26 protein-coding genes are annotated in these 24,155 nt (G+C 60.6%); 18 read left to right on the top strand and 8 right to left on the bottom strand.

What is annotated here, in order from left to right; translation table 11 throughout:
- Positions 1-13 precede the first annotated feature (13 nt).
- Together B9Z33_RS04135 and B9Z33_RS04140 are read left to right on the top strand one after the other, a co-directional pair.
- A complete protein-coding gene (locus tag B9Z33_RS04135) occupies positions 14-1,048 on the top strand; it encodes a DctP family TRAP transporter solute-binding subunit (protein WP_108285706.1) in 1,035 nt (344 codons plus the stop codon).
- A 196-nt stretch (positions 1,049-1,244) separates the two neighbouring features.
- Positions 1,245-2,168, top strand: coding sequence for a DMT family transporter (locus B9Z33_RS04140; RefSeq protein WP_108286150.1), 924 nt, complete (start codon positions 1,245-1,247; stop codon positions 2,166-2,168).
- Positions 2,169-2,178: 10 nt separating this feature from the next.
- On the opposite strand, the gene B9Z33_RS04145 is transcribed toward B9Z33_RS04140, so the two are convergent.
- The 3 genes from B9Z33_RS04145 to B9Z33_RS04155 form a co-directional block, all read right to left on the bottom strand.
- Entirely contained in the window at positions 2,179-2,940 is a 762-nt protein-coding gene (locus B9Z33_RS04145; RefSeq protein WP_108285707.1) for a TSUP family transporter, read from the bottom strand.
- A 307-nt stretch (positions 2,941-3,247) separates the two neighbouring features.
- Positions 3,248-4,972, bottom strand: coding sequence for a GMC family oxidoreductase (locus B9Z33_RS04150; protein ID WP_108285708.1), 1,725 nt, complete (start codon positions 4,970-4,972; stop codon positions 3,248-3,250).
- A gap of 188 nt (positions 4,973-5,160) precedes the next feature.
- Positions 5,161-6,672, bottom strand: a complete 1,512-nt coding sequence (locus B9Z33_RS04155; RefSeq protein ID WP_108285709.1) for a CoA-acylating methylmalonate-semialdehyde dehydrogenase — start codon at positions 6,670-6,672, stop codon at positions 5,161-5,163.
- A gap of 134 nt (positions 6,673-6,806) precedes the next feature.
- Between B9Z33_RS04155 and B9Z33_RS04160 the strand changes: the two genes are divergently transcribed.
- The 9 genes from B9Z33_RS04160 to B9Z33_RS04200 all read left to right on the top strand — a co-directional run bounded on the left by B9Z33_RS04160 (position 6,807) and on the right by B9Z33_RS04200 (position 14,432).
- A complete protein-coding gene (locus B9Z33_RS04160; RefSeq protein ID WP_108285710.1) occupies positions 6,807-7,742 on the top strand; it encodes a LysR family transcriptional regulator in 936 nt (311 codons plus the stop codon).
- An 86-nt stretch (positions 7,743-7,828) separates the two neighbouring features.
- Positions 7,829-8,332, top strand: coding sequence for a GNAT family N-acetyltransferase (locus B9Z33_RS04165; RefSeq protein WP_108285711.1), 504 nt, complete (start codon positions 7,829-7,831; stop codon positions 8,330-8,332).
- A 9-nt stretch (positions 8,333-8,341) separates the two neighbouring features.
- Positions 8,342-8,902, top strand: a complete 561-nt coding sequence (locus B9Z33_RS04170) for a GNAT family N-acetyltransferase (RefSeq protein ID WP_108285712.1) — start codon at positions 8,342-8,344, stop codon at positions 8,900-8,902.
- 35 nt (positions 8,903-8,937) lie between these two features.
- The gene (lepB, locus tag B9Z33_RS04175) at positions 8,938-9,606 is read left to right on the top strand and encodes a signal peptidase I (protein WP_108285713.1); all 669 of its coding nucleotides are present in this window, start codon (positions 8,938-8,940) and stop codon (positions 9,604-9,606) included.
- A 181-nt stretch (positions 9,607-9,787) separates the two neighbouring features.
- Positions 9,788-11,113: an ABC transporter substrate-binding protein gene (locus tag B9Z33_RS04180; RefSeq protein WP_108285714.1), complete on the top strand. Its 1,326-nt coding sequence runs from the start codon at positions 9,788-9,790 to the stop codon at positions 11,111-11,113.
- A 26-nt stretch (positions 11,114-11,139) separates the two neighbouring features.
- Positions 11,140-12,027: a branched-chain amino acid ABC transporter permease gene (locus B9Z33_RS04185; protein ID WP_108285715.1), complete on the top strand. Its 888-nt coding sequence runs from the start codon at positions 11,140-11,142 to the stop codon at positions 12,025-12,027.
- A 3-nt stretch (positions 12,028-12,030) separates the two neighbouring features.
- Complete coding sequence (locus B9Z33_RS04190; protein WP_108285716.1) at positions 12,031-13,005, top strand: branched-chain amino acid ABC transporter permease; 975 nt, start codon at positions 12,031-12,033, stop codon at positions 13,003-13,005.
- Positions 13,002-13,757, top strand: coding sequence for an ABC transporter ATP-binding protein (locus B9Z33_RS04195; protein WP_108285717.1), 756 nt, complete (start codon positions 13,002-13,004; stop codon positions 13,755-13,757). Before B9Z33_RS04190 ends, B9Z33_RS04195 begins: the two co-directional genes overlap by 4 nt.
- Before the next feature lie 24 nt (positions 13,758-13,781).
- Positions 13,782-14,432, top strand: a complete 651-nt coding sequence (locus B9Z33_RS04200) for an ABC transporter ATP-binding protein (RefSeq protein WP_108285718.1) — start codon at positions 13,782-13,784, stop codon at positions 14,430-14,432.
- A 26-nt stretch (positions 14,433-14,458) separates the two neighbouring features.
- Here the strand turns inward: B9Z33_RS04200 and B9Z33_RS04205 are convergent, their stop codons facing one another.
- The 3 genes from B9Z33_RS04205 to B9Z33_RS04215 form a co-directional block, all read right to left on the bottom strand.
- Positions 14,459-15,097, bottom strand: a complete 639-nt coding sequence (locus B9Z33_RS04205) for a MarC family protein (protein WP_108285719.1) — start codon at positions 15,095-15,097, stop codon at positions 14,459-14,461.
- 150 nt (positions 15,098-15,247) lie between these two features.
- On the bottom strand, positions 15,248-15,715 hold the full coding sequence (locus B9Z33_RS04210) for a MaoC family dehydratase (RefSeq protein WP_108285720.1): 468 nt from the start codon (positions 15,713-15,715) through the stop codon (positions 15,248-15,250).
- Complete coding sequence (locus B9Z33_RS04215; RefSeq protein ID WP_108285721.1) at positions 15,715-16,461, bottom strand: SDR family oxidoreductase; 747 nt, start codon at positions 16,459-16,461, stop codon at positions 15,715-15,717. Before B9Z33_RS04215 ends, B9Z33_RS04210 begins: the two co-directional genes overlap by 1 nt.
- Positions 16,462-16,542: 81 nt before the next feature.
- On the opposite strand from B9Z33_RS04215, the gene B9Z33_RS04220 reads away from it, so the two are divergent.
- Positions 16,543-17,145: a 2-hydroxychromene-2-carboxylate isomerase gene (locus tag B9Z33_RS04220; RefSeq protein ID WP_108285722.1), complete on the top strand. Its 603-nt coding sequence runs from the start codon at positions 16,543-16,545 to the stop codon at positions 17,143-17,145.
- 27 nt (positions 17,146-17,172) lie between these two features.
- Entirely contained in the window at positions 17,173-17,862 is a 690-nt protein-coding gene (locus B9Z33_RS04225) for a dienelactone hydrolase family protein (protein WP_108286151.1), read from the top strand.
- Positions 17,863-17,883: 21 nt separating this feature from the next.
- Here B9Z33_RS04225 and B9Z33_RS04230 read toward each other — a convergent pair whose 3' ends face one another.
- Positions 17,884-19,008, bottom strand: coding sequence for a magnesium transporter CorA family protein (locus B9Z33_RS04230; protein ID WP_108285723.1), 1,125 nt, complete (start codon positions 19,006-19,008; stop codon positions 17,884-17,886).
- Between the two features lie 8 nt (positions 19,009-19,016).
- Positions 19,017-20,045, bottom strand: coding sequence for a porphobilinogen synthase (hemB, locus tag B9Z33_RS04235; RefSeq protein WP_108285724.1), 1,029 nt, complete (start codon positions 20,043-20,045; stop codon positions 19,017-19,019).
- Positions 20,046-20,321: 276 nt separating this feature from the next.
- On the opposite strand from hemB, the gene B9Z33_RS04240 reads away from it, so the two are divergent.
- From B9Z33_RS04240 to B9Z33_RS04260, 5 genes are all read left to right on the top strand, one after another.
- The gene (locus tag B9Z33_RS04240) at positions 20,322-20,750 is read left to right on the top strand and encodes a CopD family protein (RefSeq protein WP_108286152.1); all 429 of its coding nucleotides are present in this window, start codon (positions 20,322-20,324) and stop codon (positions 20,748-20,750) included.
- A 9-nt stretch (positions 20,751-20,759) separates the two neighbouring features.
- On the top strand, positions 20,760-21,875 hold the full coding sequence (locus tag B9Z33_RS04245) for a VanZ family protein (RefSeq protein ID WP_108285725.1): 1,116 nt from the start codon (positions 20,760-20,762) through the stop codon (positions 21,873-21,875).
- A gap of 25 nt (positions 21,876-21,900) precedes the next feature.
- Complete coding sequence (locus tag B9Z33_RS04250; RefSeq protein ID WP_108285726.1) at positions 21,901-22,245, top strand: ferredoxin; 345 nt, start codon at positions 21,901-21,903, stop codon at positions 22,243-22,245.
- Complete coding sequence (locus B9Z33_RS04255) at positions 22,245-22,871, top strand: alpha/beta hydrolase (RefSeq protein WP_108285727.1); 627 nt, start codon at positions 22,245-22,247, stop codon at positions 22,869-22,871. The genes B9Z33_RS04250 and B9Z33_RS04255 overlap by 1 nt, the downstream gene beginning before the upstream one ends.
- A 133-nt stretch (positions 22,872-23,004) precedes the next feature.
- Positions 23,005-24,093 carry a D-alanyl-D-alanine carboxypeptidase family protein gene (locus B9Z33_RS04260; protein ID WP_233252749.1) on the top strand — a complete coding sequence of 363 codons (1,089 nt, stop codon included), beginning with the start codon at positions 23,005-23,007 and terminating at the stop codon, positions 24,091-24,093.
- Positions 24,094-24,155 lie beyond the last annotated feature (62 nt).

Here is a 24,155-nt window from a genome sequence, read left to right on the forward strand (position 1 = left end):
CAAGGAGACAACCATGAAACTTCGTCGTCATTTGCTCAGCTTGCTGGCCGTTGCTGCTGGCCTCGGTGCCTTCACCGCACCGGCCGTGGCCGCTGATTACAAAGCCGAGTACCGCATGTCGCTGGTGTTGGGCCCTCCCACACCCTGGGGCCAAGCGGGCAAGATGTGGGCCGACATGGTCAAGGAACGCACCCAGGGCCGCATCAACATCAAGTTGTACCCCGGCGTGTCCTTGATTCAGGGCGACCAGACCCGCGAATTCAGCGCACTGCGTCAAGGCGTGATCGACATGGCCGTGGGATCGACCATCAACTGGTCACCTCAAGTCAAGGAACTGAACCTGTTCTCGCTGCCCTTTTTGATGCCCGACTACGCCGCCATTGACGCGCTGACGCAAGGCGGCGTGGGTCAGAAGATTTTCCAAACCTTGGACAAATCGGGCGTGGTGCCTCTGGCTTGGGGCGAAAACGGCTTCCGCGAACTGACCAACTCCAAGCGGCCCATCAAGTCGCCTGCCGACCTGAAGGGCATGAAAATCCGCGTGGTCGGCTCGCCCATTTACTCGGACATGTTCTCGGCCATGGGTGCCAACCCCACCCAAATGAGCTGGGCGGATGCACAACCTGCGTTGTCCAGCGGCGCTGTGGATGGCCAGGAAAATCCATTGTTCCTGTTCACCGTGCTGAAAATGCACACCGTGGGCCAGAAGTTCGTGACCACTTGGGGCTATGTGGCCGATCCGCTGATCTTTGTGGTCAACAAGGACATCTGGTCATCGTGGACACCGGCTGACCAGGCCATCGTGCGCCAGGCCGCTGTGGATGCAGGTAAAGCCGAAATCGCCATCGCCCGCAAAGGCCTGGTCGAGGCCGACAAGCCCGTGCTCAAGGACATCGCTGCCATGGGCGTGACGGTGACATCGCTCAGCGCCGAAGAGCGCGAAGCCTTCGTCAAAGCCACCCGCCCGGTGTACGACAAGTGGAAAAACACCGTGGGCCCTGCCCTGGTGAAAGACGCCGAAGCCGCCGTTGCTGCCCGCAAGAAGTGATGTCTGACGTGGCCAGCGCCTTGCTGGCCACGCGTCTCCTGTTCGGGGTCTATGCCACCGATTGACGGGTAAGGCCTAGAGGGGCTTCATCCAGTCCGTTTGGTGTGGGTGATGCAGTGCGCATTCAACCAAGGCTGTGGGTTTCTTGCTGCGAGGGCGACATGGCGTTGAGCTTTGTGGACCCACAATGGACGCCATGTTCCATAGCGCCCCTCTGCACCGCCACGACCAGCGTGCCCTGATCATCGCCTTGATCCTGATCGTGATTTGGGGTGGCAACTTCACCCTCCAAAAACACCTCCTTGTTTTGCTTTCCCCTGGGGGCTTTTTGTGGGCACGCTACCTGATCATGCCAGTGTGCGCACTTTTGCTGATGCGCTGGCGCTTTGGACGTTGGTTCCCCCCGCTGCCGCGCAAAGACTGGCTGCACATGGCTTGGCTCGGCCTCATTGGCCACTCGCTGCACGTGGGCTTGGTCACTTACGGCATCCACTGGTCCACAGCGTTTTCGAGTTCGGTGATTTTGGCTTGCGGCCCGATCTTCACGCTGCTGATTTTGCGGTTTCATGGGCTGGAGCGCTTGACCGCGCCACAAATAGGCGGAGTGTCGTTGGCGTTTGGCGGTGTTTTGCTGTTCCTGTCCGACAAATTGCTGGGCGGAAACTGGCGTGCGGGCGGGGGTGATCTGGTTTTGTTGATCGCGGCCGGGTTTTTCTCGTATTACACGGTCGCGGTCAAACCTGTGATGGAGAAGCATGGCCCTGTGTTGACCATGGGCTATGTCACTTTGCTCGGGGGCTTGCCTTTGATGCTGTGGTCTGCGCCTGCAGGCCTGGCGTCACCTTGGGCTTCACTGGATGTGTGGGCGTGGGTGGGTTTGTTCTGGTCGATTCTGGTGTCGGCCTTTATCGGCTGGTTGGCTTGGGGCTGGATCAACACGGTTCGAGGTGTGGCCCGCACGGCACCGCTCATGTACCTGATGCCCCCGATGGCTGGCTTGTTTGCTTGGGCTTTTTCGGGAGAGCACTACACCTGGATCAAGATTGCTGGCGCAGGCGTGACCTTGTTGGGGGTTGCGCTGGCGCAGTACGCCGGACAAATGAAATGGCGTTTGCGCTGATCTGTTGCGATCAGGCTTTGAGCCAGGTGTCGTAGGCGGTTTTGCAGATCAGCGCCAGCACCACCAGAATGAAGACGTGGCGCACAAAACCTGCGCCGTGCTTGAGCGCCAGCCGGGTGCCAATGAGGCTGCCCACAATATTGGCCGCGCCCATGGCCAGTGCCAGATGCCACCAGACATGGCCCTTGAAAGTGAACAGGGTCAATGCCGCCAGGTTGGTGGCCACATTGATCATCTTGGCCGCGGCCGAGGCGTTCAAAAAGTCGTAGCCCAGCACCCGCACATAGGCAAACACCAGAAAACTGCCGGTGCCCGGTCCAAAAAAGCCGTCATAAAAGCCAATCACCAAACCAATGCCTGCAGCGATCCAGGCCTCTTGAGCGCCGGCAAAGCGGGGTGCGTGGCTGCGGCCCAGGTCTTTTTTGACCAAGGTGTAGAGCAGCAGCGCGGCCAGCAGCACGGGCAGCAATTTGCGAAACAGGCTGGGGTCTACTTGCGTGACCACCCAAGCCCCCCCCAGCGAACCCAGCAAGCCAGCGCCTGCTGCCGGGAGCAGGGAGCGCCAGGGCATGACCACCTTGCGGCTGTACTCCACCGTGGCAAAGGCGGTGCCCCAGATCGATGCACTTTTGTTGGTGCCAAACAAGGTGGCGGGTGCTGCCCCGGGGAAAGTGGCAAACAGGGCGGGCAGCAAGATCAAGCCGCCGCCGCCCACGATCGCGTCCACCAAGCCAGCCAGCAGCGAGGCCAGCGAAACAATCAGTAATTCCATACGGGGGATTGTGGCATCAGGCCTATGAACGTCTTCTCACCGTGTGGTGGGCAACAGGCAAAAAAAAGCGCCGCTTGCGCGACGCTTAGGAAAATCACACCTCGTTCGGATGTTGGTTCGGTTCTTGGTCTTAGGCTTGAGTTGTCTCCTCGGCCCTCGGGATGCAGATACTGCTTTGCATCGAGTGATTGAAATGTAAGTGAACAAGCACTGCCTTTTCCTCAGGGATTTCCCGATTCTGGGGAAATCCCTGCCTCGAACTGACCTTGAACTGACGAAAAAGAATGATTTCGGGTGCTTGGAATGCTCAAGACGCCTTGTAGGCGGCGGCATCCTCGGCGATCCACTGCGCCGCTTTCTCTGCAATCATCAAGGTCGGGCTGTTGGTGTTGCCACTGGTGATGGTGGGCATGACACCCGCATCGACCACGCGCAAGCCCGAGATGCCGCGCACCTGCAAGCGCCCATTGACCACCGCCATCGGGTCGTCGTCGCGCCCCATGCGGGTGGTGCCTACCGGGTGGAAGATGGTGCTGGCGATGTCCCCCGCCAGTTTGGCCAGTTCTTCGTCGGTTTGGTATTGCACGCCGGGCTTGAACTCTTCGGGCGCAAAAGGTTTCATCGCGTCTTGCGCCATGATGCGGCGTGTCACGCGCAGGCTGTCAGCCGCCACTTTGCGGTCCTCGTCGGTGGCCAGGTAGTTGGGGGCAATGGCGGGGGCGTCTTCAAAGCGGGGGCTGGTGATGTTCACAGTGCCGCGGCTGGTCGGGTTCAGGTTGCACACGCTGGCCGTGATGGCGGGGAAGCTGTGCAGCGGTTCACCAAACGCGTCCAGGCTCAGCGGCTGCACGTGGTATTCCAGATTGGCATGCGGCTGAGATGGGTCACTCTTGGTGAAAGCGCCCAATTGGCTGGGAGCCATGCTCATGGGCCCGGACCGCTTGAAGGCGTATTCCATGCCGATCATGGCCTTGCCCCACCAGTTGTTCGCCAGGGTGTTGAGCGTTTTGGCTCCCGTGACCTTGTAGACCGAACGGATCTGCAAATGGTCTTGCAAGTTGGCTCCAACGCCCGCCAGATCGTGCTGTACTTCGATGCCCTTGTCTTGGAGCAATGCCGTCGGGCCAATGCCCGAGAGTTGCAGAATTTGCGCCGAGCCAATGCTGCCTGCGCTCAAGATCACTTCGCCTGTGGCCTTGACTTCGACCATCTCCACGCCCGTCCATACCTGGGCACCGGTGCAACGCTTTTCGCCATTGGCCTGGGTTTCAATCGTCAGCTTGGCCACCTGCGCCTTGTTCCACAGCTCAAAGTTGGGACGCGAATAGCAGGTGGGGCGCAAAAAAGCCTTGGCCGTGTTCCAGCGCCAGCCCTTGCGCTGGTTCACATCAAAGTAAGCCACGCCTTCGTTGTTGCCTCGGTTGAAGTCATCGGTGGCCGGGATGCCGGCTTGCTGTGCGGCCTGCGAAAAAGCATCCAGCACATCCCAGCGCAGGCGCTGCTTTTCGATGCGCCATTCGCCGCCCGTGTTGCGCCCACGCAGCGTGTGCAGGTAGCTGCCCTTGGGCAAATCGGTGGGGGCCAGCAGTTCGGATTTGGCACCCTTGGCCCCGTGAAATGCGTTGGCCCCGTTGTAGTGGTCTTCGTGCAGCTTGAAGTAAGGCAGCGCCTGGTCCCAACGCCATTCGTCGTTGCCCGTGATCTGCGCCCATTGGTCATAGTCACGCGACTGGCCGCGCATGTAAATCATGCCGTTGATGCTGGAGCAACCGCCCAACACCTTGCCCCGTGGGTAGCGCAGACTGCGGCCATTCAGACCTGCCGCAGGTTCTGTCTGGTAGAGCCAGTCGGTGCGCGGGTTGCCAATGCAATACAAATAGCCGACCGGGATGTGAATCCAGTGGTAATCGTCTTTTTTGCCCGCCTCGATCAGCAGCACGCGCTTGCTGGCGTCGGCCGAAAGGCGGTTGGCGAGCAAGCAGCCTGCAGTGCCGCCGCCAATAATGATGTAGTCGAAGGTGTTGTCGTTCATGTTCTACCGGGTCTCCATAGCGGGCGATTGTGCCTGTGGATTGCAAGTCAACCGGACAAGAGATGTAGCGTCCGTGATCCGGGCTGGCCCGTTGGGCCGATTTGCTGGCGCGAAGCGACTGATGAGGCCCGGCGGGCCAGCCCGGAGCGCGGATGCGGCACCGAAGCTGTCCCTCAGACCAGAAGTCCTTACTTGGCCGTAGGCATCACAAACTCAGCGCCCTTGCCGATGCTCTCGGGCCAGCGCTGCATGATGGACTTTTGCTTCGTATAGAAACGCACACCCTCTTCGCCATAGGCGTGCATGTCGCCAAACAGCGAACGCTTCCAGCCGCCAAAGCCGTGCCAGGCCATGGGCACCGGGATCGGCACGTTGATGCCGACCATGCCCACCTGAATGCGGCGCGAGAATTCTCGAGCCACGTTGCCGTCGCGGGTAAAGCAGCTCACGCCGTTGCCGAATTCGTGGTCGTTGATGATTTGCACCGCCGTGCCAAAGTCGGGCACGCGCACGCACGACAGCACCGGGCCAAAGATTTCTTCTTTGTAGATCTTCATGTCGGTGGTCACGTTGTCAAACAGCGTGCCGCCCAACCAGAAGCCTTGCTCGCAACCAGCACCGGCTTTCGCACCGTCAAACTCGCGGCCGTCGACCAAGAGCTTGGCGCCTTCGGCCACACCGGCGTCGATGTAACCCTTGATGCGTTGACGCGCCGCGTCGGTCACGATGGGGCCCATCTCGGCGGCCAAGTTTTCACCGTTGAGCACTTGCAGGGCTTTGGTGCGCTCGATCAGCTTGGGCAAGATCTTGTCGGCCACATCGCCCACCAATACGGCGACCGAGATCGCCATGCAGCGCTCACCGGCCGAGCCGTAGCCTGCGCCAATCAGCGCGTCCACGGTCTGGTCGATGTCGGCGTCGGGCATGACCACCAGGTGGTTCTTCGCGCCACCCAAGGCCTGCACGCGCTTGCCATGGTGCGCGCCGGTTTCGTAGATGTAGTTGGCGATCGGTGTGGAGCCCACAAAGCTGATGGCTTTCACATCGGGGTGTTCCAGCAGCGCGTCCACGGCTTCTTTGTCGCCTTGCACCACGTTGAACACGCCATCGGGCAAACCTGCCTTTTTCAGCAGCTCGGCCATGAACAGCGACGGTGTTGGGTCGGTCGGGCTGGGTTTCAGGATGAAGGTGTTGCCTGCGGCAATGGCCACCGGGAACATCCACATGGGCACCATGACCGGGAAGTTGAAAGGCGTGATGCCCGCGACCACGCCCAGCGGCTGGCGAAGGGTCCAGTTGTCGATGCCAGTTGACACCTGGTCGGTGAAGTCGCCCTTGAGCAGCTGCGGGATGCCGGTGGCAAATTCCACGATGTCGATGCCGCGCGAGACTTCGCCTTGCGCGTCGGTGAAGACCTTGCCGTGCTCGGCGGTGATCATGTGGGCCAGTTCGTCTTTGTGAGTGTTCAGCAGTTCGAGGAACTTGAACATCACGCGGGCGCGGCGCAGCGGTGGCGTGTCGGCCCAAGCGGGGAAAGCGGCTTGCGCAGCGGCCACGGCCTTGGCGACCTCGGCGCTGTTGGCCAGTGCTACGTTGCCTGTCACAGCACCCGTGGCGGGGTTGGTCACGCTTTGACTGCGGTCTGATGTGCCTGCGGCGACTTGGCCGTTGATGTAATGGCCGATGGGGGCGATGCTCATGGGGATCTCCTGAATTGGGATGGACGTCCTGCCGCAGGGCAAGCCGTGTGATGCTGGCCAGTGTAGGCAGCGCTTCACCCCCTCACAAGACCAAAAATCTGAATTGATTGTTCAAAATAGTGAACAATGTAGGTATGGAAACCGAAAAAATCAGCGCCCTCTGGACGCATTTGCACTGGCTGAGTGTGCTGGCGCAGCAGGGCAGCTACACGGCCGCTGCCGCACGCTTGGGCGTGAGCAAGGCTGCCATGAGCCAGCGCATTGCCGAGCTCGAGCGGGCCGCCAAAGTCACCCTGGTGCAGCGCACCACCCGCAGTGTGCGCCTGACCGAAGCCGGGCAGCGGCTGGTGGACGACACCCGCGCCTCTTTTGAGCAGATTGAGCAGAGCTTTGCCCAAGTGCGGGATTTGGCCGAGCAACCGGGTGGCTTGGTCCGGGTGACGGCCCCGGTGGCTTTTGCGCGTCAGCAGCTGGTGCCCTTGCTGGCCGAGTTCCTCAAAAATTACCCGGATGTGCGCATTGAGCTCGACCTGTCGGATCGCTTGAGTGCCCTGACCACCGAGGGGTTTGACCTGGCCATCCGACACACCGCCCGACCGCCCGACACCCATGTGGCCTGGGCGCTGTGCCCCACCGAGTCGGTGTTGGTGGCCACCCGCGCTTATTTGCGCAAACAAGGTGAGCCGCAAACCCCCGCCGACCTGCAAAGCCACAACTGTCTGCACTACCCCCGTTCGCAAGACACCCCAGCCTGGACCTTCGAGCCCCGCGATCCGCAAGGCGGCGAGCGCATCACCGTGCCCGTGTCCGGCCATTTGGCCGCCAACAACAGCGAGGCCCTGCGCGAAGCTGCGCTCACGGGCGCGGGCATCGCCCTCATGCCCGACTTCAGCGCCCAAGCCGTATTGCGGCAAGGCAAGCTGGTGCGCGTGCTGCCCAATTGGCGACCTGTTGGCGCATTTGCAGAAGCCATTTACGCCATTCGGCCGTACGCACCCCATGTGCCTCGGGCGGTGACGGCGCTGGTGGCGCACTTGCGTCAAGGTTTGGCGGGTGGGTTTGGGCTTTGAAGCCCGCATTGACGCCTGCCAGCGTGACCCATTCGCAGAAACTATGTAACACTTAAGAATCTTTTTTTGAAGGGTCTTCATTCAGCATGCTGATCAGAGCACTTGAACCTGCCGATTTGGATGAATACCGTGCATTGATGCTGGAGGCCTTCGAGGTCGATGCGGATGCTTTCACTTCCACGCGTCAAGAGCGGGAGCAGAAGGCCTCGGCCTGGTGGCTGGCGCGTATGGACCATCCGCACGATTTGGGCCGTGCATTTGGCGCCTTTCAGGCTGGGCAAATGGTGGGCACGGTGGCCATTGAGTATTCGGACAGGCTCAAGACCCGGCACAAAGGGCATGTGGTGGGCATGTATGTGCGCAGTGCCCATCGTGGCCAGGGTCTTGCGCAGGCCTTGCTGGCCGCCGTGGTGGCTGATGCGCGTGCGCGCCCGTCCATCTCGGTGCTGACCCTCACCTGCACCCAGGGCAACGAGCGCGCACAGCACTTGTATGCCTCAGCCGGTTTTGAGGTGTTTGGCGTCGAGCCCCGCGCCATCTTCAATGGCCACGAATACAAATCCAAGGTGCACATGCACCTGCCCTGGTGAGGTGCCCCAGTGAACCCTCTTGACCTTCAGTTTCCGGACCATTTCGAGTCGCACCGCTTGTTGATCCGTTGCCCTCGCCCGGGCGATGGCCGTGCGGTTCATGAGGCAGTCTGTGAAACATTGACCGAGCTGCGCGCTTGGCCCGCCTCTCTGCCTTGGGCGGTGTTCGAGCCCTCGGTAGAAGCTTCTGAAAACTATTGCCAGCAAGGCCACGAAGCCTTTGCCGCACGGCGTGACTTGCCGTTGCTGCTGTTTCACAAGGACTCGGGTGCTCTGGTGGGGGCGAGCGGCTTGCACCGAATGGACTGGGCGCAGCGCAGGTTCGAGGTGGGCTATTGGTGCCGACGCTCGATGCAGGGTCAAGGCTACATCACCGAAGCGGTACAGGCGATTGCGGCCTTTGCCGAAAACACGCTGGCAGCCCAGCGTGTCGAGTGTTTCACCGATGTGCGCAATGTGGCCAGCCGCAGAGTGGCCGAAAGCGCTGGTTTCGTGCTGGAGTCGATCCAGACACGGCTGTCGCCGCAAGGGGGCGAAATCCAAGCATGTGTCTACGTACGGGTGCGGTGATGCGGTAGGCGTTCTGTTTTTTAAAGGGAGAAATCATGAAAAATTGGCTCAAAAACAACCGTGGCTTCATCTTGTTTGTCTTTTGCTTTGGCTTTTTCCGTTTGGCCATTGCCGACTGGAATCCGATCCCGTCGGGTTCGATGCGACCCACCTTGCTGGAAGGGGACGTTGTGCTGGTCAATCGGGTGGCTTATGACTTCAAGCTGCCACTGACCCACCAAGTGTTGGCCGAGTTGGGCTCACCTGAGCGCGGTGATGTGGTCACGTTCAAGTCCCCCAAAGACGGCGTGCAATTGATCAAACGCCTGATCGCTGTGCCTGGCGATGTGGTGGAACTGCGCGATGAAGTGCTCTACCTCAATGGTGTGGCTTCGCAGTACCAGTCACCCGTGCAGGTGAAAGAGCCCGTGGGCGGTGGACTGACCATGCCCGCCATTCAGGCGCAGGAAATCTTGTCAGGGCACGCGCACACCGTGCAGGTCCTGCCGCAGGTGAATGCGATGCGCAACTTTGGTCCGGTGCAAGTGCCAGAGGGGCAGTATTTCTTCTTGGGGGACAACCGCGACAACAGCGCCGACTCCCGTTACATCGGCATGGTGCCGCGCCACCTGCTGATTGGCCGCGCCCATCGGGTGCTGGTCTCGGCCGACATCAAAGGCAACTGGTTGCCACGTTGGGACCGGTTGGTGCAGGCTATTCAGTAAGAGGACATTGACTTGCGAACATGCGTGAGTCGACTGCAAGGTCACGAGCGTGACATTTTCGAGCCCTTTCCTGGAGTGGGCAGGGGTTTGCACTGATGAGTCGTTCCAGTTTCTCCGCACAAGATGGCATTGGCGTTGTTTTCGATGTCGTCCTGTTTCGGACTAACAAGTGGAGAGACTCATGGCTATTCAAGGTATTCGCAAAGCGACTTGGTCGCGCAAGGCGGTTGGCACGGCGGTGACTTTGGCCGCTGCGCTGTGCGCGTCTGGGGCAGCTCATTCCCAAGAGACCTTCAAGGTCGGCATTGTGAGCTTTTTGTCTGGCCAGGCGGCGGAGAGCTTCGGCATTCCTGCGGTCAATGGCGCCAAGGTGTTGGTGGACGCTTTCAACAAAGGCGCAGCACCTGCGCCTTACAACAAGACCGGCTTTGGGGGCATGAAGCTCGAAGCGGTCTATGTCGATGAAAACGGTGGTGCCACCAAGCAAGTGCAAGAGTTGCGCAACCTGTATGACCGCGAAAAAGTCGATGCGGTGGTGGGCTATGTGGGCTCAGGCGACTGTCTGGCCGTGGCCCCGGTGGCCGAGGAAATGAAGAAGTTCCTCATTCTTTACGATTGCGGCACGCCCCGTATTTTTGAAGACGGCAAGTACAACTACGTGTTCCGCACCGCGTCTCACGCTGCCATGGACAACGTGGCCCTGGCCCGTTACCTGAAGGGCAAGGACATCAAGGTCGGCACCTTCAACATGATCAACCAAGACTACGCTTGGGGCCAAGACTCCAAGAAAGACTTTGTCTGGTCCATGGAAAAGCTCTACCCCAATGCCAAGGCGGGTGAGGACCAGTTGCCCAAATTTGGCGCAGGCCAGTACGGCACAGAAATTTCAGCCCTGATGTCCAAGCAAGCAGACATCACCCACAGCAGCTTGTGGGGCGGCGATTTGCAGGCTTTCATTTTGCAGGCCGGACCCCGCGGTTTGTTCAAGCGCTCGCAAGTGATCCTCTCCGCGGGTGACCATGTGTTGCCTGGCCTGGGTGAGAAGATGCCCGACGGCGTGATTTTGGGTGCGCGGGGTGCTTACGGCCTGATGGCGCCCAAGTCGGCCTTGAACGACTGGTGGTGGGACATTTACAGCAAGGCAAACAACGTGTACCCGGTGCAGGCCCCCTACCGAATGGTGCAGTCGCTGCTGGGCTTGAAGTTGGCGGTTGAAAAAGCCATGGCTGCCAACGGCGGCAAGAAGCCCAACTCCGAGCAATTGGCTGCGGCCTTGCGCAATTCCGAGTGGGACTCGCCTGCAGGCAAGATCCGCATGAACTTGGGTGGCGGTCATCAGGCCACACAAGAAACCGCCATTGGCCGCACACGCTACGACGCAGCCAAAAAGATGGTGGTGCTGGACGACATCATGCGTTTCCCTGCGGAGTGTGTGAACCCTCCCGCCAACATGAAGTCCGAAGACTGGATCAAGTCTGGCTTCGCTGGCGCCAAGGGTTGCCCATAAGCTGCTGTAAATAAGGTTCTCAAGGCATGCTGACCATATTGATTGACGGACTGACCTACGCCTCGTGGCTGTTCATCGTGGCGCTGGGGCTGACGCTGGTGTTCGGCGTGCTCAAGATCCTCAACATCGCGCACGGCAGTTTCTACGCACTGGGGGCCTATGCGGCCGCCAGTTTCGTGGGCTGGGCCAGCGCCATGAAGTGGGCACCCGGCTACACGCTGGTGGCCATGCTTTTGGCGGCGGTGGCGGTGGCGGCGCTCGTGGCGCCCCTGACAGAGCGCGGCTTGCTGCGTTTCTTTTATGGGCGCGACGAGGTGCTGCTGGTGCTGGTCACGTATGCCATGTTCCTGATCATGGAGGACGGCACCAAGTTGTTGTGGGGTGCCAATCCTTACTACGTGTCGGAGCCTTATGGGTTGTTTGGCAACATCGACATTGGCACACAAACCTATGTGGGCTATGACTTTGCGTTGGTGGCTTTGGCGGTGGTGGTGGGGCTGGCTGTTTGGTGGTGGCTCAACCGCACCCAGCAGGGCAAGATCATGATCGCTGTGATCCACAGCTCGGAGATTGCTTCGAGCATGGGCGTGAACGTCTCGCGTGTGTACATGCTGGCGTTTTCGGTGGGCATCTTTCTGGCCGCTTTGGGCGGGGCCTTCACCGCGCCCATGATTTCGGTGCAGCCGGGGGTGTCTGTTGGCGTGATCATCGTGTCGTTCGCGGTGGTGATCATCGGTGGGTTGGGCAGCATCGAAGGCGCAGCCATCGGCGCTTTGATTGTGGGTCTGGCCAGGGCCATGGCCGTGCACTTGGCGCCCGTGGCCGAACTGTTCTCAATTTATGTGGTGATGGCTGTGGTGCTGATGTTCCGTCCGGAAGGGTTGTTCCAGCGCATTCAGGCCCGAAAGATCTGAACCATGGCGAAAAATCCAGGCACAGTGCTGCCTTCTCAAGAGACGCCCGTGGGGCAAACGGTGCTGTGGGCTGCAGGCATTTGCCTGGCGCTGACATTGGCGGGCACCGTCATGCCCAAGTGGCTCACCTTCCTGATCACCATGGCGGCGGCCAATGGCCTGGTTTCGCTCGGCATCGTGGTGCTGATGCGCGGCGGCGTGGTGCCTTTTGGCCAAGGCATGGTGTTTGCCGTTGGCGGTTACGCAGCCGCCTTGCTGTTCAACAAGCTGGGCATCACCGATGCGCTGCTGCTGACCCTGTGCGGTGGTGTGGCGGCTGCGTTGGTGGCTGCACCCTTCGCGCCGCTGTTGTCGCGCTACCGTGGCATCTTCTTTGCCATGTTGACCCTGGCTTTGTCGATGGTGACCTACGGCCTCCTGATGAAGCTGGAAGTGCTGGGTGGCTCAGACGGTTTCAACCTGGGGCGGCCCACGTTGCTCGGGCAGAAACTGCCCGACGAGCAGGTGGGGTACATCATGTACGTGCTCACCTTGGTGGTGTCGACGGTCATGGCCTTGCTGGCCCGGATTTACTTTGACAGCACGCGGGGCCTGATCACCGTGGCGGCCAAAGAAAACGAATTGCGCGTGGAATATTTGGGCGGCTCTGTGCACCAAGCCATGGCCATCAACTTCATCTTGGCGGCCTTTTGCGGCGGCTTAGGCGGCGCTTTGGCCGTGATGGCTTTGGGGCACATCGAACCGAACTTCAGTTTCTGGACGACGTCGGGTGAGTTCGTGTTTGTCGCCATTCTGGGCGGCTGGCAAAGCGTGATTGCCCTGTTCCTGGCCAGCACGGTGCTGGAAGTGGTGCGCTCGTTCTCAAGTGCCTATTTCCCCAACACCTGGCAAATGGCCTTGGGTATTTTCTTGTTGATCGTGATCCGGTTCTTGCCTCGTGGCATTGGGTCCCTTTGGGTCAAAGGGGGCACGCGATGAAGGCCATGCTGCAGGCCCGCGATGTGGGTAAAAAATTCGGTGCCGTGGTGGCGGCATCGAACCTGAACATCGACATCTTTGCTGGTGAGCGTGTGAGCCTGATCGGCTCCAACGGCGCAGGCAAGACCACGTTCGTGAACATGATCACCGGCTACCTCAAGCCCGACCATGGGCAGATACTGCTCGATGGTCAGGACATCACGCCTTTGTTTCCGCGCGCCATCACGCACTTGGGTGTGGCGCGGTCGTTTCAGATTCCGCAGCTCTATGGCGAGTTGACCGTTCTGGACAACATGCTCGTGGCCAACGCGTGTCATGACCAAAAGCTGAGTTTTTGGCAGCCTGCGCGGCGACGCGATGCCATCGAACGCGCCGATGCCTTGCTTGAGCGCTTTGCTTTGACCGAGCACCGCTCGCGCCGTGTGGCCGAGTTGCCCGGTGGTGTGCGCAAATTGCTGGACATTGCGATGGCGCTGACGAGTTCACCCAAGCTGCTTTTGCTGGATGAGCCGACCAGTGGCGTGTCAGCCGAAGAAAAATTCCCGATGATGGAAACCATCATGGCCGGGCTGGGACAGGACCAGTCCACCACGGTCTTGTTTGTGGAGCACGACATGGACATCGTCAACCGCTATGCCAGCCGGGTGGTGGCTTTCTACAGCGGTCGCATCATTGCCGACGACACACCCGAAGTGGCTTTGGCCACCGACGATGTGCGGCGCTATGTCACTGGCGAACTGCTGAGTGAATAAGACACCGCCCCCAAAGGAACACGCATGCTCAAGGTAGAAGGCCTCCATGTGGCCATCCAGTCGGTCGTCGCTCTGCGCGGTTTGTCGCTTGCCGTCGAAGACGGCACCATGGTGGGCTTAATCGGCCGAAACGGCGCAGGCAAAACCACCTTGCTGCGCTCGGTGATGGGCCATCTGACGCCCACGCAAGGCACCATCACTTTCAATGGGCAGGATCTGTCCGCCTTGCCCCCACACGCACGGGCGGGTCTGGGCATCGGGTACATGCCTGAGGACCGCGGACTGGTGCCTGAGTTGACGGTGGAAGAAAACATTTTGATTCCCGTTTGGGTGAGCCCGACGCTGGACCCTCAGGAGCGGTTGGCGCTGGTCTACAAAGTGTTGCCCGAATTGCTGGACATGAAAGACCGCCGCGCCTTGCTGTTGTCGGGTGGTCAACAAAAGCTGGTGGCGCTGGCGCGTGCCCTGGCGGTGGGAACTCGCTTGTTGTTGCTTGACGAACCCTTCGAGGGGGTAGCACCCGCTTTGTCCAAGCGGCTGGGCGAGGTCATCGCGGGACTCAAAGGCACCGAGGTGTCGGTGTTGATCGCACAAAGCGATTTGAACCACTCACGCAAGCTGGTGGACTGCGAGTTTGTGATCGAGCGTGGTGCCAACCTGCAGGCCGTGAGCTGACATTTGCGGCTTTGACGCGTGGGGCCTCAGATGCCCCGCGCCAGCACCGGAAACAGTTTGTGCAGCCCGTCGGTCATGACTTCGACTGCGAGCGCTGCCAGGATCAAGCCCATCAGCCGTGTCATGACGTTGATGCCGGTTTTCCCAAGGATGCGGGCAATCGGTGTGGCAAGCGAAAAGCACAGCGCGGTGGCCAGCGCAATGACCACGCCGTAGCCCACCAAGGTGCCCAGTTGGGCGAAGTTCTTGGCTTTTTCGGCGTAAATCACCACCGTGGACATGGTGGCGGGACCTGTGAGCAGGGGAATGGTCAGGGGCACCACAGCGATGCTGGCACCCACTGCCGCTTTGGCTTCGGCATCGTGCACTTCTTCGGCATTGGCCCGTGCTTCGGCAGGTTGTGCATTCAGCATCGACAAGGCCGAGGTGAGCAGCAACATGCCGCCACCCACCTGAAAGCTGGCCAGCGAGATGCCAAAAAATTCCAAAATTTGCAGGCCCAGCAAAGCGCTGGCCGCAATCACAATGAAGGCGGTCAGTGACGAGACCAAAATTGTGCGTTTGCGCTGGGCGCGGCTGAAGCCCTGGGTGTAGTGGATGAAAAACGGAACGATGGCCAAAGGGTTGACGATGGCCAGCAGGGTGATGAGCGGTTTGAAGTCCATCGCCGCATTGTGCCTTGGCCGGTTGTTTTGGGGGCCACAAAATGTGCCCGCCACGCTTGAGGGATGCAGCCCCTGCGGCCGAATGCAGGCAGTGGCACATCAGGTATTCGCGCGCAGGGGCTCGCTCCCACACAGGTGCGCTGGTAGGACTTATGTCGTTGTGGCGGGTGTGCGGCGGCGGAACATGCCCCAGCCTTCCATGTGCAGCACCTTGTCGCCGTGCTGGTTGAACATTTCCCACATGTTGCGCGTCATGCCCACATCGGGGCGTTTGCCCATGGGTTTGCTTTCCAGCATGGTGCTTTGCAGGCGCAAGGTGTCACCGGGGTACACCGGCTTGAGCCATTTGATGCCTTCCAGCCCTGGGGAGCCGAGGCTGGAAGTTTCGTGCAGAAAATTGGTCACCATCAGGCGCATCGCCATGGCACAGGTGTGCCAGCCGCTGGCTGACAGAGCGCCAAACACCGAGGCTTTGGCCGCTTCGTCGTTCAGGTGAAAGGGTTGTGGGTCGAACTGGGTGGCAAAAGCGATGATTTCTTCGCGGGTGGGTGTGATGGTGCCCAGGTCGCGCACCTGGCCTGGCGCAAAGTCTTCCCAGTAATACTTGATTTTTGACATCAGCGTCCTCCTGAAACGTCCAGAAAACTCATGGTTGTGTAGCTGGCGCGGTCACTCAGCAGCCAGACGATGGCCTCGGCCACCTCTTCAGCGGTTCCGCCGCGCTGCGCGGGCACCAGGTGTTGCAGGTCTTTCACGCGGTTGGGCAGGCCGCCCGAGGCGTGGATTTCGGTGTCGATCAGGCCCGGGCGCACGGCGTTGACGCGGATGCCCTCGGCCGCTACTTCTTTGGACAAGCCGATGGTGAAAGCGTCGATCGCGCCTTTGGCGGCGGCGTAGTCCACATACTGACCAGGCGCGCCCAAACGTGCGGCGGCACTCGACACGTTCACGATGCTGCCCCCTTCGCCGCCGTAGCGTGTGCTCATGCGGCGCACGGCTTCACGGGCGCAAATCAGGCTGCCGATCACGTTGATGTCGAACATGCGCCTCCAGCGGGCCACGCTCATCTGGTCCACGCGGGCTGCGACATCGACCACCCCTGCGTTGTTGACCAAGCCCGACAGGCGGCCCAGCTTGGCGTCGATGTGTTCGAACATGCGCAGCACTTGGGCCTCCTGAGCCACATCGGCCTGGACCGACATGGCTTGCCCGCCCGCGGCCCGAATCTGGCGCACGACTTCATCGGCAGCCAATGAGTTGGCGGTGTAGTTCACTGCCACGGCCCAACCCTGCTGTGCTGCCAACAGGGCTGTGGCCGCCCCGATGCCCCGACTGCCGCCGGTCACCAACAAGACCTTGTTCATCGCATGTCTCCTGCAAAAATTCGTGAGGGCGGTTACAACCGCTGTTCCGTTCAAAGATTACACAACAGACAAGGAGACACCATGGGTCGCACAGTGGACTATTACTTCGCACCGCAAAGCCCCTGGGCTTATCTGGGTCACCGGCGGCTGACCGAGATCGCGGCCCGGACCGGTGCCACGGTGCGTGTGATGCCGATCGATTTGGGGGGGAAGGTGTTCCCGATCTCGGGCGGCTTGCCCTTGGGGCAGCGTGCGCCCCAGCGCCAGGCTTACCGATTGGTGGAGCTGCAGCGCTTTAGCCAGCTGCTGAATGCGCCACTGAACCTCAAGCCCAAATACTTTCCCGTCGGTGGTGACGATGCTGCGCGTTTGATCATTGCCGCCGATCTGGCTTTGGGCAGTGCCTCCGCCATGCAGATCGCAGGCGCGATCCTGGCGGCTTGCTGGGCGCAAGAGCGCAACATGGCCGATGACAAAGTGTTGGCCGAATTGTTGCAAGAACAAGATTTGCCTGCCACTTTGCTGGAGCAGTCGCACAGCCAGGCCGTCCAGGTGCGCTATGAAACCTATACCCAAGCCGCTATTGACGCAGGCGTCTTTGGGGCGCCCAGTTATGTGGTCGATGGCGAGATTTTCTGGGGTCAGGACCGACTTGATTTTGTCGAGCGGGCCTTGAGCCGTTGATGTGTTGAACCGAACCAAGGAATGAACATGGGAAAGATGATTGAACTCAAAGCCGCAGACGGCACCGTGGTACCCGCGTATGAGGCGCGTCCTGCGGGGACACCCAAAGGTGCCGTGGTGGTGATCCAGGAAATTTTTGGCGTGAACAGCCACATCCGCAACGTGGCGGATGGCTACGCGGCCGAGGGTTATGTCGCCGTGGCCCCGGCGGCCTTTCACCGCGTCAAGCCAGGTGTTGAGCTGGGCTACACGGATGCCGACATGGGCGAAGGCTTTGGCTACAAAACGGCGGTCGAGGCTTTGCCTGCGCCCGGCGTGATGCAGGACATCCAGGCGGCCATTGACCACGCGGCCCAAACCTCGGGCGGCAAGGTCGGCATCGTGGGTTATTGCTGGGGTGGCTTGCTGACCTGGCGCGCCGCTTGCACCTTGAAGGGCCTGAGCGCTGCGGTGCCTTATTACGGCGGCGGCATGACGACCGATGCTGAAATTTCCCGTCAGCCACGGGTGCCCGTGTTGGCGCATTTTGCTGAGGAAGATAAGTGGATTCCGCTCGATTCCGTTGAGGCTTTCAAGAAAGCGCATCCCGCAGTGCAGGTGTTCACCTATGCGGCGCACCACGGCTTCAATTGTGATCAGCGCGGCGCGTGGCATGCGCCTTCGGCCCAGTTGGCCCGCGAGCGCACGTTGGCATTTTTTGCCCAGCACTTGGGCTGAAACGGGGTCTTTTCAGAGGGCTCAATCGCCCGTGCGTGCCAGGTAGCGTTTGCGCCAAAACACCAGCCCCATGACCAAGGCGATGCTGCCCATGCTGCCCAGCGTCCACCAAAAGGCCGAGGCCTGATGCAGCCAAGGCATGAACTCGAAGTTCATGCCAAAAATGCCTGCGATCAGGTTCAGTGGCAAAAAGATGGCCGTCAACGCGGTCAGGGTGCGCATGATGTCGTTGGTGCGGTTGCCCTGCACATTGAAGTGCATTTGCACCGCCGTTTCGGTGTTGTGCTCCAGGCGGCGCACGTGTTGCACCACTCGGTCGATGTGTTCGAGCACGTCGCGGCTGCGAATTTTGAGCAGCTCGTGTTCCCGCTGGGCGGCGCTGTCTGCGCCAACGCGCCAGCTGTCCAGTGATTCGGTCCAACTTTGCATGGCGGTGTGCTGGTCATCGCACAGGGCTTCGAGCTGGTGCAGCGCCATGCGGGCGTGTAGCAGGGCGTCCCAACGGTTAAAGCGCGTGCGCGGGTGCAGCAGTTCGGCTTGCCAGTGGTCGAGTTGGCGGCTCAGTTCGCGGCGCAAGTCCAAGTAGCCGTCGACCATGTGGCTGACGATGCGCAGCATCATGTCGGCTGGGCTGTGCGGCACGCCACGTGCGCCGGTTGAGCGCGGGTCGGTGGCGTCGTGGGCCTGCGTGCTGGCCAGCAGACGGCTGGCATAGGCTTCGCGTACCGCGCAGTCGGCCGGGTGCACGCTGACCAGTACCCGGTCAAACACGGCAAACCCCACCGGGCTGGTGTCGATGCGGTGCAGCACGGGCGGGCCGGGGCGTTTGCCGCTCTGCAGGTCCAGGCTGTTCTCTGGTCGTGCCTCAGTGCCGCCCGGGCGCTGGGCCAATCGTCGGAACACCATCAGGTCGTAATGCGAGCTGTAGTCAAAACGCGACGGCAGTTGCGCATTCAGCAGGTCCGAGACGTGCAAATCCACCAAGGTCTGACCTGTCAGCCGTTCAAGGCTGTTTTGGATGGACGTCAGCTCTGCCTGAAACTGTTCACGCGAACAGGCAATCCAGACATAACCGTGCTCGGGGAGATGCTGGGGCAAGGCCAGCCCGGCGTGGACTTGTGTGCCTGCGACGGTGAAGACCCGCATGACTTGGCTCAGGCTTGACGAATCAAGCGTGCGGCATCGCGTGCAAAGTAAGTCAGCACCCCGTCGGCGCCAGCGCGTTTGAAGGCCAGCAGGCTTTCCATCATGACCAAGTCATGGTCCAGCCAGCCGTTTTGCGCAGCGGCCTTGAGCATGGCGTACTCGCCCGACACCTGGTAGGCGAAAGTGGGCACTTTGAATTCGTCTTTGACGCGGCGCACGATGTCCAGGTACGGCATGCCGGGTTTGACCATGACCATGTCGGCGCCTTCGGCCAGGTCCATGGCGACTTCGCGCAGCGCTTCGTCGCTGTTGCCGGGGTCCATCTGGTAGACCTTTTTGTTGCTCTTGCCCAGATTGCCCGCCGAGCCGACTGCATCGCGGAAGGGGCCATAAAAGGCGCTGGCGTACTTGGCGCTGTAGGCCATGATGCGGGTGTGGATCAGGCCACGCGCTTCGAGCGCCTGGCGGATCGCGCCGATGCGGCCGTCCATCATGTCGCTGGGGGCCACCATGTCCACGCCGGCTTCGGCTTGCGTGAGGGCTTGCTGCACCAGCACGGCGGTGGTTTCGTCGTTGAGGATGTAGCCTGTGTCGTCGAGCAAACCGTCCTGGCCGTGGCTGGTGAAGGGGTCGAGCGCCACGTCGGTCATCACGCCCAGTTCAGGAAAGCGCTTTTTCAGCTCGCGCACCACGCGGGGCACCAAGCCGTTGGGGTTCATGGCTTCGCTGCCTGTGGGGTCCTTGAGGCTGGCGTCGATCACGGGGAACAAGGCCATGACCGGGATGCCCAGCTTGACGCAGTCTTCGGCCACCGGCAGCAGCAGGTCGAGCGACAGGCGCTCGACACCGGGCATGGAGCCCACGGCTTGGCGCTGGTTCTGGCCGTCCAGCACGAACACCGGGTAGATCAGGTCGTGTGGCGTGACCTGGTGCTCGCGCACCAGATTGCGGGTGAATTCGTCACGGCGCAAGCGGCGTGGGCGGCTGGAGGGGAAGGGTGCGACGGGGTTCATGTTGAAAATTGTGCCTGAAGTCATGCCTGGTCGCCAAAGTCCGGGACTTCCGGTCAACTTGCCCAGGCCTGAATCCCGCAACCAACAAAAACATCATAAAAACTTAAATTGAACTTGTTAATGGTTTTGTTATTTGATAAATTCACTCCGGGCAGCTTGCTGCCTCCCGCTTTTCCTCCCTGAGCGGGGCCTTGATGCGGTAACGCTAAAGGGCTTCCCACCCTCGGCCTTGGCCGGGGGTTTTTTTTGCCCATGCACACCCTGTGTGCCGGTCCAGCCATCTCTGACTACACTTGCACCATGCTCTGGATCAAAGCCCTTCACATCGTTTTCATCGCCAGCTGGTTTGCCGGCCTGTTTTATTTGCCGCGCATTTTCGTCAATCTGGCCATGGTGGAGCCGGGGTCTGTGGCCGAGCGGGAGCGCTTGCTGCTGATGGCGCGCAAGTTGTACCGTTTCATGACGATTTTGGCGATTCCCGCGCTGGCCTTGGGCTTGTGGCTGTGGCTGGTGGTTGGCATTGGTCGCGGCCCGGGGCAGGGGTGGATGCATGCCAAGCTGGCCATCGTGGTGGCCTTGATCGGCTACCACCACGCTTGTGGCGTCATCCTTCGCAAATTCGCCCAAGGGCAGATGCAACGCAGCCACATCTGGTTTCGCTGGTTCAACGAGGCACCGGTCCTCATGATGCTGGCGGCGGTGATCTTGGTGGTTGTCAAACCGTTTTAAGGGCCAGGCATGCGCACCCCCCACCTGCGCAAAACGGCCGCTTGGCCTCTGGTGTGGATTTACGCCATCCTGATCGTTTACGCGAGCCTGTATCCCTTTGACAACTGGCGCATCCAGGGCATTGCCCCCTGGGCTTTTTTGACAGCCCCTTTGCCGCGCTACTGGACGGGCTTTGATGTGCTGTCCAACGTGGTGGGTTATGCGCCTTTTGGTTTCTTGCTGGCATTGGCGCTGCACAGGACGCGGCGCCATTGGCCTGCCATCGTTTTGACCACTTTGGTGGCTGCTGCGCTGTCCCTGACGATGGAGTCCTTGCAAATGTTTTTACCGGTGCGGGTGCCCTCCAATGTGGACGCTGCGCTGAATATTTCGGGTGCTTTTGCCGGTGCCGTGCTTGCACGCGCCTTGGAGTGGGTGGGTTTGCTGGACCGCTGGAGCCGGTTTCGTGACCGCTGGTTTGTGCCCGATGCCAGCGGTGCGATGGCATTGCTGGCCGTTTGGCCTCTTGCGCTGTTGTTCCCGGCCCCCGTGACCTTTGGTCTGGGGCAGGTGCTGGAGAGGGTGGAAGCCGCATTCGCCCATGTGCTGGAAGACTCGCTTTTGCTCGAATGGTTGCCTTTGCGTGAAGTGGAGTTGCAGCCCTTGTTGCCCATCAGTGAAATCCTGTGCGTGGCCATTGGTTTGTTGTTGCCATGCCTGTTGGCTTTTGGGGTGTTGCGTGAATGGCGTCAACGCATCGTTGTGGCGGTGTTGTTGGTGTGGGTGGGGTTCATGACCAGCGCCTTGTCGGCAGCGCTCACGTATGGGCCTGCCCACGCTTGGGATTGGGTCAGCACCGAGGTGCTGGCGGGCCTGGCGGTCGCCATGGTGGGCATGGCGGTGCTGTCGTTCAGTGCGGCGCGGGTGTGCTGGGTGCTGGCGCTGGCTGCCTTGGTGTGGCAGCTCAGCTTGCTCAACAATGCTTCGGCAGACGCATACTTTGCCTTGACCTTGCAAACTTGGGAGCAGGGGCAGTTCATCCGCTTTCATGGCCTCATCCAGTGGTTGGGATGGTTGTGGCCTTATGCCTTGCTGCTGTATTTGGTGAGTCGCCTGTCTTCGTCTGCCCGCACGAGCGATCAGTGATTGGGCATCCGCCTAAAATTCGGATATGACCTCAGAAAACGCCACGCCTTATTTCAAGCGCCACATCTTTTTTTGCCTGAACGAGCGCAAAAACAACGAGGCCTGCTGCGCCCAACAAGGTGCGCAAGCCGCTTTTGACCACTGCAAAAACCGCATCAAAGCCCTGGGCTTGGCTGGGCCAGGCCAGGTGCGCGTCAATAAGGCGGGTTGCCTTGACCGTTGTTCCGGTGGTCCGGTGGCGGTGGTTTACCCGGAAGGCGTCTGGTATTCCTATGTCGACCAGGCCGACATCGACGAGATCGTTGAATCGCATCTGAAAAATGGCCAGATCGTTGAGCGTTTGGTCACACCAGCGCATCTGGGCCGCTGATGAATTCCGCCACCCAATCCCTGACATTGCAAGGGCAGTCCGGGGTCATTGAGGCCTTGCGCGACGTCCCTGCAGACGGCGTTGTCCGAGGGACGGCGGTCATTGCGCACCCGCACCCCTTGTTTGGCGGCACCATGCAAAACAAAGTGGTGCAGACCCTGGCCAGGGCATTTGTGCAGTGCGGCTGGCAGGCTGTGCGCTTTAATTTTCGAGGGGTGGGTGCCAGCGCTGGCACTTACGACGAAGGCCGAGGCGAAGCGGCAGACATGCTGGCCCTGATTGAACAAGTGGCACCGGAAGGCCCTTTGGCTTTGGCCGGGTTTTCGTTTGGGGCCTTCGTCACCAGCCACGTGGCCCAGTCTGTGGCGTCTGTGCGCCCTCTGGAAAAACTGGTGCTGGTGGGCACGGCGGCCTCACGCTTTGTCGTGGCGCCCGTGGCCCCCGAGTTGCATGACAAAACCCTGGTGCTGCATGGCGAGCAAGACGACACGGTGCCGCTGGCCAGCGTGATGGATTGGGCGCGTCCCCAATCCTTGCCCGTCATGGTCATTCCCGGGGTTGAGCATTTCTTCCACGGACAATTGCCCCTTCTCAGAAGTCTGGTGGCGCGCCACCTTCGTGCCTGATGTCGGACGCACCGCTTCACAGCGGTGCGCCATGACGGAAAGACTGAAATTCATGCCCACATTTTTTAAAAACCTGGCAGCGACTACCCTGGCCGCTTTCATTTTGGCTTTCACCTTGGGTGCGCAGGCGCAAATGCCCCAGCCCCCCGAAGTGGCGGCCAAAGCGTATTTGCTGATCGATGTCACAGCCAACCAGGTGTTGGCGACCAAAGACCCTGACATGGCGGTCGAGCCCGCCTCCTTGACCAAGTTGATGACGGCTTATCTGGTGTTTGATGCCCTGAAGTCACGCAAGATCGATCTCAAACAGACCCTGCCGGTCTCCGAACGGGCCTGGAAGATGCCCGGTTCGCGCATGTTCATTGACCCCAAAATGCGGGTGCCTGTCGAGGACTTGATCAAAGGCATGATTGTTCAGTCGGGCAACGACGCCACGGTGGCACTGGCCGAGGGTGTGGGTGGCAGCGTCGAGCACTTTGTGCAACTGATGAACGATCAGGCCAAGGTCTTGGGCATGAAGAACACCAGTTACCGCAATCCGGAGGGCTTGACCGAGGTGGGTCACACCACCACGGCCCGCGATCTGGCCACTTTGGCCAGCCGCTTGATGCGTGACTTCCCGGACTACGTCCCTTATTACGCGATCAAAAAATACCGTTATGCGGGAACGCCTGCAGCCAATGACAGCAACCGCAATTTGCTGTTGTTTCGTGATCCTTCGGTCGATGGCTTGAAAACGGGGCACACCAACGCAGCCGGTTATTGCCAGGTGGCCACGGCCAAACGGGATTTCCCCAACGTGGGCTCGCGCCGCCTTTTGTCCATCGTCTTGGGGGCGGACAGCGAAAATGCCCGTGCCAATGAAAGCCAAAAGCTGCTGAACTGGGGTTACACCGCCTTTGATGCCGTCAAACTCTTCGACGCTGGACAGCCCGTGCTGAGCCCTGCGGTCTGGAAGGGCAAGACGCCTGTCTTGAAGCTGGGCTCTTTTCAGCCACTGATCGTGGCCGTACCTGCCGGGACCGCCGCCCAAATCAAAACCCAGGCGGCCCGCCCGGACCCGCTGGTCGCGCCTTACACCAAAGGGCAGGCCGTGGGCACCTTGAAGGTGATGCGCGGCGACCAGGCCTTGTTTGACGTGCCTTTGGTGGCTTTGGAGGCGGTGGAGCAAGCGGGTGTGCTGGGCCGGGCATGGGATGCCGTGCGCCTGTGGATCAAGTGAAATCCGGTCGACTCCCCGCGCTGACCGGCAGATAATTTGCCACCAGCCCGCCAGGCGGTTAT

This window comes from Limnohabitans sp. T6-20 (assembly GCF_003063505.1).
Taxonomy (GTDB): Bacteria; Pseudomonadota; Gammaproteobacteria; order Burkholderiales; family Burkholderiaceae_C; genus Limnohabitans_A.